This is a genomic window from Kitasatospora sp. NPDC034035, assembly GCF_055575755.1.
Genome location: NZ_JBVISA010000007.1, coordinates 310,073 through 323,174, shown reverse-complemented (window position 1 = coordinate 323,174; position 13,102 = coordinate 310,073). Strand labels below are relative to the sequence as shown.

11 protein-coding genes are annotated in these 13,102 nt (G+C 73.1%); 6 read left to right on the top strand and 5 right to left on the bottom strand.

What is annotated here, in order from left to right; genetic code table 11:
- The first annotated feature begins 89 nt into the window (after nt 1-89).
- The 3 genes from ACZ52J_RS13075 to ACZ52J_RS13065 all read left to right on the top strand — a co-directional run bounded on the left by ACZ52J_RS13075 (nt 90) and on the right by ACZ52J_RS13065 (nt 2,160).
- Nucleotides 90-800 carry a TetR/AcrR family transcriptional regulator gene (locus ACZ52J_RS13075; RefSeq protein ID WP_465618235.1) on the top strand — a complete coding sequence of 237 codons (711 nt, stop codon included), beginning with the start codon at nt 90-92 and terminating at the stop codon, nt 798-800.
- 97 nt (nt 801-897) lie between these two features.
- The gene (locus tag ACZ52J_RS13070) at nt 898-1,698 is read left to right on the top strand and encodes a HEAT repeat domain-containing protein (protein ID WP_465618233.1); all 801 of its coding nucleotides are present in this window, start codon (nt 898-900) and stop codon (nt 1,696-1,698) included.
- Nucleotides 1,699-1,890: 192 nt separating this feature from the next.
- A complete protein-coding gene (locus ACZ52J_RS13065) occupies nt 1,891-2,160 on the top strand; it encodes a GlsB/YeaQ/YmgE family stress response membrane protein (RefSeq protein WP_465618231.1) in 270 nt (89 codons plus the stop codon).
- A gap of 62 nt (nt 2,161-2,222) precedes the next feature.
- Here ACZ52J_RS13065 and ACZ52J_RS13060 read toward each other — a convergent pair whose 3' ends face one another.
- Nucleotides 2,223-4,124, bottom strand: a complete 1,902-nt coding sequence (locus tag ACZ52J_RS13060) for an APC family permease (protein ID WP_465618279.1) — start codon at nt 4,122-4,124, stop codon at nt 2,223-2,225.
- A gap of 390 nt (nt 4,125-4,514) precedes the next feature.
- Between ACZ52J_RS13060 and ACZ52J_RS13055 the strand changes: the two genes are divergently transcribed.
- The 3 genes from ACZ52J_RS13055 (at nt 4,515) to ACZ52J_RS13045 (ending at nt 8,462) form a co-directional block, all read left to right on the top strand.
- The gene (locus ACZ52J_RS13055; protein WP_465618229.1) at nt 4,515-6,092 is read left to right on the top strand and encodes a N,N-dimethylformamidase beta subunit family domain-containing protein; all 1,578 of its coding nucleotides are present in this window, start codon (nt 4,515-4,517) and stop codon (nt 6,090-6,092) included.
- A 205-nt stretch (nt 6,093-6,297) separates the two neighbouring features.
- Nucleotides 6,298-7,032, top strand: a complete 735-nt coding sequence (locus ACZ52J_RS13050; protein WP_465618227.1) for a polyprenol monophosphomannose synthase — start codon at nt 6,298-6,300, stop codon at nt 7,030-7,032.
- A 149-nt stretch (nt 7,033-7,181) separates the two neighbouring features.
- Nucleotides 7,182-8,462 (top strand): FUSC family protein, encoded by a 1,281-nt coding sequence (locus tag ACZ52J_RS13045; RefSeq protein WP_465618225.1) that lies wholly within the window; start codon nt 7,182-7,184, stop codon nt 8,460-8,462.
- Nucleotides 8,463-8,500: 38 nt separating this feature from the next.
- On the opposite strand, the gene ACZ52J_RS13040 is transcribed toward ACZ52J_RS13045, so the two are convergent.
- The 4 genes from ACZ52J_RS13040 to ACZ52J_RS13025 all read right to left on the bottom strand — a co-directional run bounded on the left by ACZ52J_RS13040 (nt 8,501) and on the right by ACZ52J_RS13025 (nt 12,991).
- Nucleotides 8,501-8,950 carry an SRPBCC family protein gene (locus ACZ52J_RS13040; RefSeq protein ID WP_360504515.1) on the bottom strand — a complete coding sequence of 150 codons (450 nt, stop codon included), beginning with the start codon at nt 8,948-8,950 and terminating at the stop codon, nt 8,501-8,503.
- 4 nt (nt 8,951-8,954) lie between these two features.
- Entirely contained in the window at nt 8,955-9,428 is a 474-nt protein-coding gene (locus ACZ52J_RS13035; protein WP_465618223.1) for a VOC family protein, read from the bottom strand.
- Nucleotides 9,429-9,521: 93 nt separating this feature from the next.
- Nucleotides 9,522-11,540: a phosphocholine-specific phospholipase C gene (locus ACZ52J_RS13030; protein WP_465618221.1), complete on the bottom strand. Its 2,019-nt coding sequence runs from the start codon at nt 11,538-11,540 to the stop codon at nt 9,522-9,524.
- A 14-nt stretch (nt 11,541-11,554) separates the two neighbouring features.
- On the bottom strand, nt 11,555-12,991 hold the full coding sequence (locus ACZ52J_RS13025) for an endonuclease/exonuclease/phosphatase family protein (protein WP_465618219.1): 1,437 nt from the start codon (nt 12,989-12,991) through the stop codon (nt 11,555-11,557).
- Between the last annotated feature and the right edge of the window lie 111 nt (nt 12,992-13,102).

Below are 13,102 nucleotides of genomic sequence, written 5' to 3'. Positions count from 1 at the left end.
TGCGTCCGGCGGACACTGTTTGCTGCTGTGTACGGTAGACACAGTTGGAATGGAGGGCAACCCCCAAGGCAGCACGACGGGAGCGGACGATGAGCGAGGCGGCGAACGACACGGTGCGGCTGCTCTGGGAGCCGCCGGCCAAGCCGACCCGGGGGCCGAAGCCGGCCCTCACCCTGGAGCGGATCGCCGCGGCCGGCGTCGAGGTCGCCGACGCGGAGGGCCTGGGCGCGGTGTCGATGCAGAGGGTGGCCGGGCTGCTCGACTTCACCAAGATGTCGCTCTACCGCTACGTCCCCGGCAAGGCCGAACTGATCGCCCTGATGGTCGAGTCGGCCGTCGACGAGCCCCCAGGGCCCGCGGACGGCGCCGACTGGCGGGAGCAACTCTCCGCCTGGGCAGTCCACTTGGCCGCCACCTTCGCCCGGCACCCGTGGCTGCTGGACGCCACCGTCGGCCCCCGGGTGGTCGGCCCGAAGGAACTCACGTGGCTGGAGCGGGTGGTGGCCGCACTCGACGGCCACGGGCTGACCGGCCCCGAGCGGATGGACGCCGCCGTCCTGCTCGCCGGGCACGTGCGCGGGATCGCCGAGCAGTCCCGCGCCGCCGGACCCGCCGGCTCCCCCGAGGCCGAACTCCTCAGCGTCCTCGACACCGTGGTGCGCCGGCACGCCGACCGCTACCCCGCCGTCGCGGCCGCCATGGCCGACCCGGGCGGGCGCGACCAGGCGCTCGACTTCGGCCTGGAACGCATCCTCGACGGCCTGGCCACCCTGATCGAGCGCCGCACCCGGCAGACCTGAGCCACACCCGGCAGGCCTGACCGCGAGAATCCGGCTCAGCCGCGCACCCGGAAAACCCCTCGGACCACCGCCCGTCCGCCCGCTACCATCGCGCCCCATGGCGATGTTCGTGCACCTGACCGCCGCGGCCAACGCGCCGCGCATCCGCCGCGCCGGGATCCGGGCCGACAGCCGCGGGCAGGGCGGAGCGCGCGGGCTCTACTGCTTCCCCGTGCTGCCCTCGTACACGGTGACCCACCAGTGGCTGCGCGAGCTGGCCAGGTTCGGACCCAAGGGTTCCCTGGTCGCGGTGCACGTCCGACTGGACGACGCGCAGGAGGTCCTGGCCGGGCACTACCGCGACCGAGCGAAGGGCGCCCAGCAGTCGGTGTCCGCGGCCGAGGCGGTGCGGCGGATCGGCGCGCTGGCCGATCCGCGCGGCTGGGAGGTCTTCCTGCCGCGTGCGGTGGGCGCCCGCGAGGTGCACCGGATCCGCGCCGTGCCGCAGGTCGCCGGCTGGCGCTACCTGCCGAACGCCCACGGCACCCGGCCCTGCACCTGCTTCGGCTGCCGGATCCGCGGCGAGTACGGCGGACGTCGGCTGCGCGAGCGCCGGCCGCACGCGCTGGACGGTCCGCCGCCGCCCGTCCCCGTCCTGCTCTCCCGGATCGAGGCGGCCGGCGACCCGGGCGACCCGACCGAGCTGCGGGCCGCCCTGCACTGGTTCGCGATGCGCCGTCGCGGCCCGGTGGACGCCCTGGCCCGCCTGGCCGCGCACCCCGATCCGGGCGTGCGCGAGGATCTGGTCTGGACCGTCGGCACCTGGTCCACCCCGGGCGCCGCCGGGCTGCTGGACGGCCTCGCGGACGATCCGGACCCGGATGTCCGCGAGGCCGTCGAGGCGATGCGGGACCGCTGAGGCCCCGCCGCCACCGGAAGCCGTCAGGAGACGCGCATCCCGTCGGTGACCTGCGCCGCTCTCCGCCGACGTGCCCGTCCGGCCGATCCGGGTGAGCATGGGACAAACCGCGTCTTTGGCGACTCGGCGATTCGGCGATTCGGCGATTCGGCGCGCCGGTCGGCTCCGGTGGCGCCCGGAAGGTGGACTGCGATGTTCCAGCTCCTGTGGATTCTGCTCATCGGCTTCGTGCTCGGCGTGCTCGCCAAGCTGATCCTGCGCGGCCCGCAGGCGATTCCCTGGTGGCTGACCATGCTGCTCGGCGCCGCCGGGGCCTGGCTCGGCAACGCCGTCTCCGGCTGGGTCGGCGTCCGCCACACCTCGGGCATCGACTGGATTCGGCACATCCTCCAACTCGCCTTCGCCGTCGGCCTGGTGGCCTTCGTCGCGCCCGCCTGGAGCAGGTCCCACCACAGCCGCTGACCTCGTGGCCCCGGCCGGCCCGCCGGGCTGAGCGGTACGGCCGCACCCCGCGGCCGTACCGCTCAGCCCACGTGCACGGCCGGACGGCGCGAGCGGTCCGGTTCGGCCTCGCGCAGCACCTCGCGTGTGACCGGTGCGATCTCACCCTGCCCGAACAGGAAGAACCGCAGGAACTGCGCGAAGGGGTTGCCCTCGGTCCACTCGAAGTAGATGTGCGGCTGCTGCCCGGTCAGGTCGCGGACCTGCAGCAGCAGGGCGGCCAGCGCGTTGGGGACGCTGGAGCTCTGCAGCGACAGCACCCGGTAGCGGTCGTGCATCACCTCGCCGCGCACGGTCAGTTCGGCTTCGAAGTCGGACGGGTCGAGCACGGTGACCTCGACGAAGACCAGGTCGTCCTCGACCGGGATGTCGTTGTCCCGGCGGATCTGGTGGATCTTGTCCCGGTACTCGGCGAGGTCCCGGCTGTTCGGCTCGTTGGCGATCAGCCGCAGCGGGCGGTGCATGTAGTCCCGGACGAACCGCTCCGCGACATCGTCCAGCACCACGTCGGTGACGCGCAGTTCGAAGGCCCGCTTGAGCCGGGAGAGGAAGGAGACCAGCATGATGCCCGCGATGAAGCAGGCACCGATCTTGACGCCGTCCGGCCGCTCGGCGATGTTGACCGCCGTGGTGTACAGGAACACCGCCGCGATCACCGCGAAGCCGGACCGCCAGCGGCGCTGTCCGGCCTTGTGTGCGGCGATGGTGACGGCGATCGCGGCGGAGCTGATCAGCACCAGGACGCCGGTCGCGTACGCGCCGCCCTGGGCGTCCACGTTGGCGTCGAAGAGCCAGGTGACCAGGAAGGCGATCAGGGTGAGGACGATGACGGTGGGCCGCACGGCGCGGGCCCAGTGCGGCGCCATGCCGTAGCGGGGCAGGTAGCGCGGCATCAGGTTGAGCAGTCCGGCCATCGCGGAGGCGCCGGCGAACCAGAGGATGGCGATCGTGGACAGGTCGTAGATGCTGCCGAAGGCGCTGCCGAGGTACTCGTGGGCGAGGTAGGCGAGCGCCCGCCCGTTGGCCGGGCCGCCCTTCTTGAAGGCGTCGGCCGGGATGAGCAGGGTGGTGATGAAGCTGGTGGCGATCAGGAAGCAGCTCATGATCGCGGCGGCGGTGGTGAGCAGCAGGCGGGCGCCCCGGATCCGGCCGGTGGGCTTCTCCTCGGTGTCGTCGGGGTCGCCCTCGATGTGCGGCATCACGGCGACGCCGGTCTCGAAGCCGGACAGGCCGAGCGCGAGCTTGGGGAAGACGATCAGGGCGACGCCGACCATGGCGATCACGTTGCCGTGCTCCATGATGAGCGCGTCGGTCCAGTCGCTGAACAGGTGCGGGGCCTTGAGCACGTTCCAGAGCCCGTCGACGACCACCACGACGTTCAGCGCGAGGTAGACCGCGACCAGCACCACGGCCAGGCCGATCGCCTCGCCGAAGCCCTTGAGGAAGACCCCGCCGAGCAGCGCGATCATGATCAGGGTGAGGAGGACCTCCTTGCCGGTCAGCGCGCTGTGCAGGTGCGGGTTCTCGACCAGGTGCGCGCTCGCGTCGGCGGCGGACAGGGTGATGGTGATCATGAAGTCGGTGGCCGCGAAGCCCAGCAGCGCGAGGACGAACAGCTTGCCCTTCCAGAACGACAGCAGCCGCTCCAGCATCGCGATCGAGCCCTCGCCGTGCGGGCTCTCCTGGGCGACCCGCCGGTAGACCGGGAGCGCGCCGAGCAGGGTGACGATCACCAGCACGATGGTCGCCAGCGGCGACACCAGGCCGGCCGCGAGAGCGGCGATGCCGGGCTGGTAGCCGAGCGTGGAGAAGTAGTCCAGGCCGGTCAGGCACATGACCCGCCACCAGCGCTGCCCCTTCACGTGTGGCACCTGGGCGTGCGGGCCGGGGTGCTGCTTGGCCCTGTCCGCCAGGCCTTCGAGCATCCACGCCCGGAACCGCCCGCCCTTGGGCCGGGACGGCGCCCCCGGTTCGGCCGAACCCGACGAGACCACGTACACCCCTGTCCACGACTCGGTCGGCCGCCTACGGGGCCGGACCCCCTGTGGCCGCCGGACGGCGGGCCTGGTCAGGCTAGGTGACCGGGTCGGGCCCGCCCGGGAACCGCGCGGGCCAACACGCCAGGGTGCGCCCGTACGGCCCTCCCGGCCGGCGGGCGGCGTCCGGCCGTGCCCGGCGGCCCGGCGCGTTTACCCGGACTCGGCCTCCGGAACGGGTGAGGATGTCCGCGCGCATTGACGCACGAGGTTGACGCTCCGGGTCGGCGCGGGCCGATCGACACCATCGACACAGCTGCGAACCAGAGGGAGGCCGCCGTGGCGGTACCGAGCCGGCGGGGGATCCTGGGCCTGGGCCTGATGGCAGCCGCCGTCACCTCCTGCGGTGCCCGTCACCCGGAGCCGGCACCGGCCCCGCACCCCTCCGCCGAACCACCGGCCGGCCCCGGCGCGGGGGACGCCGGCCGGCACGCCGGGGCGACCAACGACCTGAAGCACGAGCAGGCCCTGCCCGGCACGCCCGGCTGGGAGATCACCGACCCCGGCCCGGACGCCGCCATCGCGGGCTTCGCCGACCGGGTCAGCGTGCTGCCCGGCGAGAGCTTCGGCCTGCACGTCTCCACCCCGGCCTCCGCGTTCACCGTCTCCGCCTACCGGATGGGCTGGTACGACGGCGCCCGCGCCCGCCTGGTCTGGCGCCGCGAACACGTCCCCGGCGACCAGCAGCCCGCGCCGCACGTCGACCCGGCGACCCGCACCGTGCTGACCGGCTGGCAGCGCACCCTCGCCGTGGACACCACCGGCTGGCCCGAGGGCGCGTACCTGCTGCGCCTGGACACCGAGGACGGCTCCGGCCACCGCTACGTGCCGCTCACCGTCCGCTCGGCCGTCACCGCCGGGAAGACGGTGATCATGAGCGCCCCGGCGACCTGGCAGGCCTACAACGAGTGGGGCGGCTACAGCCTCTACAACGGCCCGACCGGAGGCCTGGCCACCCGTTCGCTGAAAGTCGTCTTCGACCGGCCGTACGACTACGACCACGGCGCCGGGCTGTTCCTGGTCTACGAGGCGCCGCTGGTCGCCCTCGCCGAGCGGCTGGGTCTGCCGCTCGCCTACACCACCGGCATCGACGTGGCCCGCGAGCCCGGGCTGCTGACCGGCGCGACCACCGTCGTGTCGCTGGGTCACGACGAGTACTGGTCCCCCGAGCAGCGCGCCCGGGTGGTCGCCGCCCGCGACGCCGGGACCAACCTGGCGATCCTGGGCGCCAACTGCTGCTTCCGCCGGGTCCGCTTCGAGCCGACCGGCCTCGGCCCGGAGCGCACGGTGGTCTGCTACAAGGGCGCCTGGGCGCAGGACCCGGGGTACCAGGCGGGCGCCCCGGCGACCACCGACTTCCGGGCCGACCCGGGCGCCGACCCGGAGAGCTCGATGCTCGGCGTGATCTACGACGGCTACCCGGTGGACGCCCCGTACGTGGTCACCTCCCCCGGGCACTGGGCCTTCGAGGGGACGGGCGTCGCGGCCGGGGCGTCCTTCCCGCACCTGGTCGGCGTCGAGTACGACCGGGTGGACACCGCCTTCCCCACCCCGCGCCCGATCGAGGTGATCGCCCACTCCCCCGTGGTCTGCGAGGGCCGCCACTCCCACTCCGACACCGCCTACTACACCGTGCCGGGCGGCGCCGGGGTCTTCGCCTCCGGCACGATGCGCTGGGTCGAGACCCTCGACGCCCACGGCCCCGGCGGTGGCAAGGCCGACCACGGCATCGACGCCCGGGCCGGGGACCTGGTCCGCAGGACCACCGAGAACGTCCTGCGCACCTTCGCCGCCGGCCCGGCCGCCCGCACCCACCCGGCCCAGGACAACCTCGGCGCCGTCTACGGCACGGCGTAGCGGCGAGTTCTCCGGACACCGTTCCGGGCGGGGGCGGCCCGCCGCGGGAGCGCATCGTGGTCGAACGGACGTCCGGCCGCCGCCCGCGGCAGGAGGGGGCCCGCGCCCCCGATACACTCACCCGGTCCAAACAGCGCAGGTCGTCCAGGCAAACCGACCGGTGCGGCCCGGGTGCCGACCGGCGAGTGCACGAGGGAAACAGAACATGGTCGAGGCCTCCCCCAAGGTCGTTGTGGTCGTCCCCACGTACAACGAGCGGGAGAACCTCCCGGTCCTCGCGGGCCTGCTCGCGGAGCTTCCGGTGCCGAACCTGCACCTCCTGGTGGTCGACGACAACTCGCCCGACGGCACCGGCGAGATCGCCGAGAAGCTCGCCGCGGACTCCGGCGGCACCGTCGGCGTGCTGCACCGCACCGAGAAGAACGGCCTCGGCCGCGCCTACCTGGCCGGCATGGACCGGGCCCTGGACGAGGGCGCCGACGTCGTGGTCCAGATGGACGCCGACCTCTCGCACCCGGCCTCGGTGATTCCCGAGATGGTGCGGACCCTGCTCACCGACGACACCGGCGTGGTGATCGGCTCCCGCTACGTCACCGGCGGCTCCACCGCCGCCGAGTGGCCCTGGCACCGCAAGGCCCTGTCCGCCTGGGCCAACCTCTACGTCAACACCATCCTCGGCCTGGGCGTCAGGGACGCCACCGCCGGGTTCAAGGCCTGGCGCGCGAGCACCCTGCGCGCCATCGACCTGCCGACCGTGCAGAGCAACGGCTACTCGTTCCAGGTCGAGATGAACTACCGGGTGGTCAAGCAGGGCATGACGATCCGCGAGGTGCCGATCCGCTTCGAGGAGCGGATCGAGGGCGCCTCGAAGATGAGCATCGGGGTGCAGGTCGAGTCCGCGCTGGCCCCCTGGAAGCTGCGCTTCCACCGCGGCAACTGACCGGAGGCAGCCGGAAGGCGACCAGTAGCCGGTCGGAACCGCTCGTTTTCACGGGTCCTGCGGGTTCATACGGGTTCATCCGGGCTCATACGGGTGCCGGACGGGCCCGGGACCGGTGTGAAGGGCGGCGGCGGGGAAAGAAGGGCGACATGGCCCTTCTCCCGGAGTCACTCACGGCCCTGATCCGCCGCAGCGCGCGGGAACCCTTCGTGGTCCAGACCATGCGGGCCACCGTCGCGGCCACCATCGCCTACGCGGTGGCGACGCAGCTCAGCGCCGAGCCCGCCCCGCTGACGGCGCCGCTGACCGCGCTGCTGGTGGTCCAGGTCACCGTCTACTCGACGCTCAAGACCAGCATCCGCCGGGTCAACTCGGTGGTCGTCGGGGTGCTGATCGCGATCGGCTTCAGCGCCGTGGTCGGACTCTCCTGGTGGAGCCTCGGGCTGATCATCCTGGCCTCGCTGGTCGTCGGCCGGTTCGTCCGGGTCGAGGAGTTCGTCCAGGAGGTCGCGATCAGCGCGATGCTGATCCTGGGCGTCACCAAGCTGGCCTCCCAGGCCTGGGACCGGGTGCTGGAGACGCTCATCGGCGCCGCTGTCGGCCTGCTGTTCAACCTGGTGTTCGCGCCGCCGGTCTGGGTGGACACCGCCGGGGAGTCGATCGAGGACCTCGCCCGGCGGGCCCGGCAGCTGCTGGTCGACATCTCCGAGGAACTGGGCCGGCCCACCCCGGTCGCCCGGGCCGCCGAGCGGCTGCACGAGGCCCGCAGGCTGGACCAGGCGATCTCCGAGGTGGACGCGGCGCTGCGGCAGGCCGAGGACAGCCTGCGGTTCAACCCCCGGATCAGCGAGGGGCTGCTGTCCCGGCTGGTGCTGCGCACCGGGCTGGACACCCTGGAGATCTGCGTCGTGGTGATCCGGGTGCTGGCCCGCTCGCTGACCGACCTGGCCAAGCGGCGCGCGCCCGGCGAGCGGCTCTTCCCACCGGACGTCGCGGTGGGCCTGGAGGAGCTGCTGGACCACGTCGGCGGGGCGATGGTGAGCTTCGCGGTGCTGGTGACCACCCAGGTGAGCCGCAGCGCCGAGGAGGCGGAGACCCGGCTGACCGCCGAGCTGGCGGCGGCCTGGGCCTGCCGGGAGAACGTCGCCCCGGTGCTGCTGCGCAAGGTGCAGGAGCACCCGGAGGCCTGGCAGCTGCACGGTTCGATACTGGCCGAGGTGGACCGGATCCTGGACGAGCTGGACCTGGAGCACCGCAGCCGACGGCTGATGGAGGAGCTGGACCGGGCGTCGGTGGCGAACCGGGAGCGGTTCGCGCGGTTCGCCGGGCTGCGCCGGTTCCTGCGCGGCGAGCGGGGGCGGGGGCGCGGGCGGGGAACTGCGGGGCGCCCGGCAGCGGAGGCCGGGCGCCGATCCGCTGCCGGGCGCTGACGGCCTGCGGGGCCTCAGGCCATCAGGGCCTCAGGGCGTCAGGGCATCAGCCAGGGCTGCTGCGGGAGCGGGTGGCCGGTCTCCAGGTAGGTCTTGAGGTTGGAGAGCACCGCCGCCCAGCCCTCCTCGGCGTTCGTCCGCTCGGCCTCGTCGGCGAGGTTCTCGTGGGTGACGGTGAGCCGGGTGAGGTCCTGCCAGCTGCGGATGTCGAAGGTGACCCGCGAGGGCCCGCCGGGGCGCCGCTCCTGCGGGCCGGCCCAGGTGGTGACCAGCCGGTGCGGGCGGTCGGCGGCCTCGACGGTGCCGACGACGTCGGAGATCCCGGAGTCGTCGGTGCGCTGGTGCTCCCAGGGCGCGCCGGGCAGCCAGGTCGAGACGTTGCGGTGGCCCCAGTAGAGGCCGGACTCGTCGGCGTTGGTGAGCGCGTGCCAGACCCGCTCGGGGGCGGCCCGCAGGTAGACGATCGCGCGGTGGGCGGAGGCGGTCACGGCATCAGCCCTCGGCCGCGTCGAGCAGCTGCCGGATGTCGAGCTTCTGCATCCGCAGCACGGTCGCCATCACGCGGTCGGCCTTGGCCCGGTCGCGGTCGCCGATCAGGTCGAGCAGGACGCGCGGCGTGATCTGCCAGGACAGGCCGAAGCGGTCCTTGAGCCAGCCGCACGGGCCCTCCTGGCCGCCGTCGGCGGTGAGCTTGGCCCAGAGCTCGTCGATCTCCCGCTGGTCCTCGCACTCCACCTGCAGCGAGACGGCCTCGGTGAACGTGAACTCCGGGCCGCCGTTGAGGGCGACGTACTCCCGGCCGGCGAGTTCGAAGGCGACGGTCATGACCGAGCCGGCCTCGCGGGGGCCGGCCTCGCCGTAGTGGGTGACCTGCGTGATGCGGGAGTTGGGGAAGACCGAGGTGTAGAAGGCGGCGGCCTCTTCGGCCTGGTCGTCGAACCAGAGGAAGGTGCTGATTTTCTGCATGGGCCCGACGGTAGCGGCGGGGCCCGACAGGAAGGCCGAGCCACGGCCGGGGGTCACCGGTTCGGCGCCCCACGGCCGTGGCGGGAGCACGGATCAGTGCACCCAGCCCGCGTAGCGCTGGGTGAAGCGCTGACCGGTGTGGGCGGTCACGATGACGTCGTAGCGACCCTGCCTGTCCAGCGGCCAGGCCAGGTCGGCCTGCTTGCCGGGCTTGACCCAGACGGTCTGCGCGGTGCCCGCGAAGTCGTTGGGCGCGGCGGTGAAGGCCACGTCGGTCATGCCGTCGTTGGCCAGTTGGAGGCTGAACTTCCCGTTGCCGCGCAGGTCGGCGGTGACGATCGGCACGCCGATGTCGTTCTGGCCGTCCTGCCCGTCCCGGACCACCGTGCCGGCGAAGCGGCGGACGAAGCCGTCCGGGCCGTGGACGGTGAAATCGTAGCGGCCGTCGGTGGCGGCCGCGTCCCAGACGTACCGGGCGGTGGCGCCGGGGGCGACGGTGTACGGGGTGCCCGCGAAGGGGAACACGATGTTGGGGTAGACGGTGTACGGGAACGCCACCGAACCGTCGTTGCTCATCGTGCAGGTGACCTTGCCGGTCTTCCGGTCCACCTCCACGTCGGCCCACGGCTGGTACGGCAGGGGGCGGTGCGGGCGCTCGCCGCGCTCCTGGACGGGCATCGACTGGGCGCCGACCGCCGGCAGGGCGACACCGGGCAGCTTGGCGCCCGCGTCGGCCTTGGCCATCAGGGCCTTGGTGTCGGGCAGCTTCGGGATCGAGTACTCGGGGGCGGCGAAGTCGAAGCAGCTGGTGAGGTCACCGCAGACGGCCCGGCGCCAGGCCGAGATGTTGGGCTCGGCCACGCCGGTGACCTGCTCCATGAAACGCAGCACCGAGGTGTGGTCGAAGACCTGGGAGTTGACCCAACCGCCGCGCGACCACGGCGAGATGACCCAGAGCGGGACGCGGTTGCCGAGGCCGATGGCCCGTCCCTGGGTGAACTCCTCGGGGGTGCCGGGCTCGGGGGTGGGCGGGACCATGTGGTCGAAGTAGCCGTCGTTCTCGTCGTACATGACCAGGAAGACGGTGTGCCGCCAGACGTCCGGGTTGGACATCAGCGACTGCAGCGCCTGGTCGACCCAGTGCGCGCCGTAGGCCGGTCCGGCCTCCGGGTGCTCGGAGAACAGGTAGGGCGCGACCAGCCAGGAGACGGTCGGCAGGGTGCCGTCCTTGCAGTGGCGGTCGAAGTCGGCCGGGTCGAACTTGGTCATCGCGTTGACGTACCGCGGGTCGTCGGGCGCGAACGCGTGGAACTGCTTGAAGTAGGAGAGCGCGTTGTCGTCGTAGTCGCCGGTGCGGTCGTCCTTGCTGGGGTTGTGGTAGACGCGCCAGGTGACGCCGGCCGCCTGCAGCCGCTCGGCGTAGGTGGTCCAGTCGGCGACGGGGTTGTCGGTGACCGGGGTGTTGTCGATCCACGGGCCGGTGGTGCCGTCGCGGCCGGGGCCGGAGGTGCCGGTCCACAAGTAGAGGCGGTTGGGGTCGGTGGGGCCGGCGAGGGAGGTGAAGTAGGCGTCGCAGACGGTGAAGGCGTCGGCCAGGGCGTACTGGTAGGGGATGTCGTCGCGGGTGAAGTAGCCCATGGTGCGCTCGCCCTTGGCGGCGATCCACTTGTTCATCGCACTGTTGTTGATGGCCTGGTGGCCGGTCGCCCAGTCGTGGGCCAGGCCGCCGGCGTTCTGCGCGTTGTACTTGGCGGTGTCCATCCGGTACGGCAGCATCGCGCCGCCGTCACTGCGGCGGGTGTCCGGCTGGCGGAACACGTCGGTGCCGTCCGGGAACCGGAGCGCCTGCTTGTCGCCGAAACCGCGGACGCCGGCGAGGGTACCGAAGTAGTGGTCGAAGGAACGGTTCTCCTGCATCAGGACGACGACGTGCCTGACGTCCTTGATGGTGCCGGTGGCCCGGTCGGATCCGGCGGGGGCAGGAGCGGGGGCGGCTTCGGCGGTGCCAGCGGCGGACGCGGCTTCGGCCGGGGCGGCGGCCAGGCCGGTCAGGGCGGTGGCGCCGACCGCCGCGGTGGCGCCGACGAAGGTGCGGCGGGAGAGCTCGGGCATCACGAACTGACCTCTCAGAGCTGGAAGGTGGCGACGGCGGCGGCGGTGTCGGAGGGCCACTCGTTGGCGGCGGTGTTCGGCTCGGGCTGCGGCCAGTCGGCGACCAGGGTGTGCGCCTCGACCAGCTTCAACGGGCCGGCGTACTGGACGTAGTCGATGCGGTCCTGCGGCTCGGGCCGGTCGCCGCGCTGCTTGCGGGTGGGCGACCAGGTGGCCCCGGGGGCCTTGGCCGGGTCGCGGTACTCCTCGCGGAAGGCGTCGGTCAGCCCGGCGGCCTCCAGGGCGACGGTGACCGGCCAGTCGAGCGGGCCGACGCCGTGGTGGGCGGCGGCGGTGGCGGCCGTCCAGTCCCGGTGGGAGGGCGAGGAGAGCGCGCCGCCCAGGACGACCGGGACACGCCGGGCGAGGTCCGCGCGCACGGCGGCGGCCAGCAACCCGGCCTGCTTCACCCGGAGCGAGCCGTTCTCGGCGGCCACGGTCTGCGCGGCGGAGCTGCCGTCCTGGACCGCGTACGGGCCGTAGCCCGCCTCGTCCAGGTGAGCGGCCCAGAAGCGCACCTCGCGGCCGCCGGGCAGCCGGAGGGTGGCCGCGGCGGCGGGCAGGTCGGCGGTCGGCGGGGTGACGACGGCGAGCGGGTAGCGGCTGAGGATGCCGACGCTGCCCGGGCTCTGGTAGGCGTACCAGCCGAGGGCGTCGGCCAGGGTCTTGGCCCGCTCCCCCGCCGTCTCCTGCAAGGCGAGCACGTCCAGGCCCTGGGCGAGGACCACGCGCAGCTGCTTCTCCAGCGCGTCCGTGGAGGCCGCGCCCGCGTTGTGCAGGTTCCAGCTCGCGGCCTTGAGGCGGGGCGGCGCGGCCGGGTCGACGACGGGGACCAGGACGGTGACGGTGTCGGTGGCGCCCGCGCTGTCCTTGACGCCGACGACGACCACCTCGGGGTTCTTGCCGGGGGTGGCGGGAGCGGTGCCGGTCAGCGTGCCATCGGCGCTGACCGAGGCCCAGGCCGGGCCGCTGACCTTGCGGAAGGCGGCGGAGCCGGGCACATTGCCGACCGGCCGGGACCAGAGGCCGCCGAGCTTGACCTGTACGGCGGCGCCCGGGGCGACCGGCGTCGCGGTGAAGGCGTCGACGGCGGCGTGCGGGCGGACGACGGCGGGCTTGGGGCGGAAGCCGAACGGCGCGCTCCGGGCGAGGATGCCGTACCCGTCCTTGGCGAGGAGGTAGGCGGTGTACGGGCCACCGGTCAGCGCGGAGGTGTCGATCTGCACGTCGCCGGAGGTGCCCGGGACGTACTTCCACAGGAGCGACGAACCGGTGCCGGGCTGCCGGGTGCCGTCGTAGATGCCGACCCAGTTCTTGGCGTCGGGAGCATCGGTGGTCCAGTGGAAGGTGAGCCGGTCGCCTTCGGTGGGGTCGGTGGATGAGGTGATGGTCAGGGCGCTGCCTGCGGCCACGGTTGTCCTGTCCGCCGCCCGGTGCCCGGTCCGCCGGGGGACGGTTCGCCGGGGCCGGGTACGGCTGGTCACGGAAGGCTGGGAGGAAGAGGTGCTCCACAGTTGGCTGTA